Source organism: Bacillota bacterium (genome assembly GCA_040754675.1).
Classification (GTDB): domain Bacteria; phylum Bacillota; class Limnochordia; order Limnochordales; family Geochordaceae; genus Geochorda.
Window position 1 is genome coordinate 1 of the sequence record JBFMCJ010000383.1, and the last position, 3,963, is coordinate 3,963.

2 protein-coding genes and 1 pseudogene are annotated in these 3,963 nt (G+C 61.8%); 2 read left to right on the plus strand and 1 reads right to left on the minus strand.

The window, feature by feature from the left end; translation table 11 throughout:
* Positions 1-181 precede the first annotated feature (181 nt).
* The gene (locus AB1609_17320; GenBank protein ID MEW6048209.1) at positions 182-1,684 is read left to right on the plus strand and encodes an Nramp family divalent metal transporter; all 1,503 of its coding nucleotides are present in this window, start codon (positions 182-184) and stop codon (positions 1,682-1,684) included.
* 316 nt (positions 1,685-2,000) lie between these two features.
* A pseudogene (gene ilvD, locus AB1609_17325) lies at positions 2,001-3,488 on the plus strand (dihydroxy-acid dehydratase).
* Positions 3,489-3,639: 151 nt separating this feature from the next.
* Here ilvD and AB1609_17330 read toward each other — a convergent pair.
* Positions 3,640-3,963: hypothetical protein (locus AB1609_17330; protein MEW6048210.1), on the minus strand; the 324-nt coding region annotated here is incomplete at its 5' end.

Genomic DNA, 3,963 nt, shown 5'->3' on the forward strand with positions numbered 1-3,963 from the left:
GTGGGTCTTCTTCCCAGATGGCCTACTCCGAGCCCCTACGAGATCCTGGAAACATCGTAGGTCGGTCAGGCGCATGTGGGAACGTTTTGGCCTGAGGAGGTGGTAGGCCAGGCGGTCGTCTGGAAACGTGGGGCACACGCTCATGGGGGTCGGCAGGAATGCCAATTGGGAGGTGATCCCGATGCGGGAGACGGCGGAGAAAAGGGGCGTCCGTAAGCCCGCGGACGCCCGAGAGGCTCCGGAATTGACGGGCCGGGAAGCGGGGATGGGCCGCCACGACAGGCTGAGGGAAGTTTCCACGGTTCCCCGGTACCTGGGGTGGCTCGCGCTGTTCGGGCCAGGGGCGGTGTTTGCGGCCATGGCCCAGGGGAGCGGCGAACTTATCTGGTGGCCATACCTTATGGCAAAGTACGGAGCAGCTTTCGTGGGGATCATCCTGCCTGCCTGTGCTCTCCAGTACATGGTGAATGTGGAGATCGGTCGGTACAGTGCCACTACTGGCGAGACCATGTTCACGGGTTTCTGCCGGGTGCACAAGGCGTTTGCCGGCCTCATGTGGGTGATGGTGTTAATAACCTACCTGTGGTTTGGCGGTTACGCCAGCGCGGGTTCCACTGCCCTGGCTGCCCTCACCGGTATCCCAACCGGGTGGTCGCCGCGAGCGCAGACGCTGTTCTGGTCGTACTTGGTCATAGCCGTGTTCGGGTCGGCGATCTTGTTCGGGCGGGTGGTGTACCGTGTGATCGAGAAGATCATGATCGCCGTAACCGTGGTCACGGTGGTGGGGTTGCTGGCGGCGGCCTTTCATCCGCAGGTCGTTCAGCACTGGGGTGAATTCTTCGGGTGGTACTTTACGTTCCGCTCCTACTGGCCGGCCAACTGGGACCCCAAGGACCTGGACATCTTTTTGACCTGCATCTGCTTTGCCGGCGCAGGCGGGTTTTTCAACATCATGTACAGCTACTGGCTGAGGGACAAGGGCATTGGCCTTGGCCGGTTTGTGGGGCGGGTTACCAGTCCCATCACGGGGCAGCCCGAGGCTATTCCTGCCACCGGCTACGTGTTCGCGGACACGCCCGAGAACAGGGCGAACTACCGGGGTTGGATCAGGTTCGTGTATGGCGACGCCGCCTTCGGTACAGGCGTTAACGCCTTCACCCTCATGCTGACCTGCCTGCTCGCGTTTGCCCTCCTTTATCCCAAAGGCTTGGTTCCCTCCGGATGGAAGATCGCGGTGTACCAGGCTGAGTTCTTCCGCACGAGTTGGGGGTATCTGGGTCAGGCCGTTTTTTACCTGGTGGCGGCAGCCTTCATGGCTGACTCGTGGCTCCTTTGTGTCGATGCCATATCCCGTATGCACGCCGACTACTTCGTGTCCAACTTCCGCCTCTTCCGCGAGTGGGGCGTGCGGAACACGTACTACCTTTGGGTGGCCATCCTCACAGTGATTAGCTGCGTCACCCTGCTTCTGGCGCAGCCGGGTACCCTGCTGATTGTCACGGGCGTGCTCAACTTCATCGCCATGGCCATCTACCTGCCCGCACTGATATACCTGAATTACTACCTCGTGCCCAGGACCTTTCCGAACTGGACACGTCCCTCAAACGTTGCGCTGTTCTTCATCTGCCTCAGCGAAGCGGTGTATCTGCCGCTGGCCATCTACTACCTGATCCTGAAGTTCTAAGCGTAAGGCTGGTGCCCCGCGCAAAGGGCTGCGGGGCACCGGCCCGTTCCGCGCTCGGGAGGGAACCTGGCGGCCCGATAGTTAATCCGTTATTGACGAATTTACTCTAACATTTGGTACTAAGTCTGCGTACCGCGGGGATGCTCAGGACGTTGGATGGGAGGTCGCCAACTTTCGCGTCGTGGCAGGGCTGGTTGAGTTCGTGCAGCTCAAACGGTGAGGCGCTGGAACTAGGTTCCAACTTGCGGAGCAGCTGATCGCGGACGAAGGTACCGCTGCGCGAGGAGGACAAGGGGGGCAGAGTGTGATGAGCGGTATGCTTCCCAGTGACGTCATTAAGAAGGGGACTGAGCGCGCTGGCCACCGATCGTTGCTCATGGCGCTTGGGCTTTCGCGGGCGGACCTGGATCGACCGTTTGTCGGTGTGGCTGTCTCGTACAGCGATCTGGTGCCCGGGCATGCCCACTTGCGGAGGGTGGCCGCTGCAGTGAAGGCAGGAGTATGGGCCAGCGGGGGAGTGCCGTTTGAGTTCCCCGTGATAGGTATATGTGATGGGCTTGCCATGGGACATCCCGGCATGAGGTATCCTCTGCCCAGTCGCGATCTAATTGCTGACTCGGTCGAAGCGATGGTGCGGGCGCACAGCCTCGATGCACTGGTACTTGTGCCCAACTGTGATAAAGTCGTCCCGGGCATGCTCATGGCTGCGCTGCGGCTTAACCTTCCCGCAATAGTCGTGAGCGGCGGTCCTATGTTGGCGGGCCGATGGCGGGGTGCACCGGTTGACGTATCCAGTGCGTTCGAAGCGACGGGAGCAATTAAGTCGGGGTTCCTGACAGAGGATGAGTTGCCGGACCTCGAAGAGGAAGCGTGCCCCGGTTACGGCTCGTGCGCGGGGATGTTCACAGCCAACACTATGAATTGCCTGAGCGAAGCACTCGGGATGGCGCTTCCCTTCAACGGGACAATTCCTGCCGTACACGCAGGGCGGCTGCGGCTGGCCAGGGCGGCGGGAGAACAGATCATGAGGCTCTTGGCTGAAGACATCAGGCCAAGGCAGATCGTGACCCAGGACGCGATCTGGAATGCCCTATGTGTGGACATGGCGTTGGGTGGATCGACGAACAGCCTGCTACACCTGTCCGCCATGGCACAGGAGGGCGACCTTGGCTTTGACCTCGGATTGGTTGAGGAGGTTTCCGGACGAGTGCCCCAACTCTGCAAGTTGAGCCCGGCCGGGAAACACCGGGTGGAGGATCTTCACAGGGCTGGGGGTATCCCGGCACTGACGCGTGAGTTGGTCGAGTTGGGCGTGCTCAGAGAACACTGTCAGACCGTGTCGGGCAAGACCATAGGCGAGATCGGCCGGTTGGCCCGGCGAGCCGATGGAGAGGTCATCCGTTCCGGGAAGGAGCCCTACACCGAAAAGGGCGGTATTGCCGTTCTCCGTGGATCCCTCGCTCCGGGCGGGGCGGTGGTCAAGCAGGGAGCAGTCGATCCGGGTGCCATGAGGAGACAGGGGCCGGCCCGTGTGTTCGACTGTGAGGAGGAAGCCGTGAGGGGAATCCTCGCCGGCGGGATCAGACCAGGCGATATCATCGTGATCCGGTACGAAGGGCCAAAGGGAGGGCCTGGCATGAGAGAGATGCTTCAGGCCACGGCTGCCTTGGCTGGGATGGGTTTGGAGAAGGGCGTTGCCCTCGTGACGGACGGCCGGTTCTCCGGAGCGACGCGTGGAGCAGCTATAGGGCATGTTTCGCCGGAGGCCGCGGAGCGAGGTCCTCTTGGTCTGGTTCGCGACGGCTGCCGACCCGGAGCTTGACGCACACCTGTTGCTCGTAGACCAGGGCCCCGGTGACGTCGCGGCAGGAAGATGTCTGGCCCTTGACCAGTGAACCGATAGTGATGTTCAGCGTAACGGTCGCGTCCTTTCCCAAGATTACCCCGGGCAGGGGCTAGTGGCCCGAGAGGTCCACCATCAACAGTCGGCCTGATTCTGCTGCCCCAACGACCTCGGCGTAGGATACGAGGGCCTGAGTCATAAACCCGTAGTTCTTGACCCGCCCGAGACTGTTTCTCCAGTCCCGGAGGTAGGCCTCGAGGTCGGAGGCCGGGATGGTCGACGGGTGTGGCGGGCCGCTGAAAACCACAAACCTGCCCTTCGAGCCCAAGCCGGCTACGGAGGCTCGTCCGGCTTCCAGGTGCTCCTCCAGCCAGGCCTCGGCCTCGTGGAGGTACCCGTTGTCGACCTCCTTGCCCAACGTCGGGAGGTAGACGTA

Excerpts from the sequence above, each read along its gene's own strand:
- AB1609_17320 (MEW6048209.1), top strand. The coding sequence starts at position 182 with ATGCGGGAGACGGCGGAGAAAAGGGGCGTCCGTAAGCCCGCGGACGCC.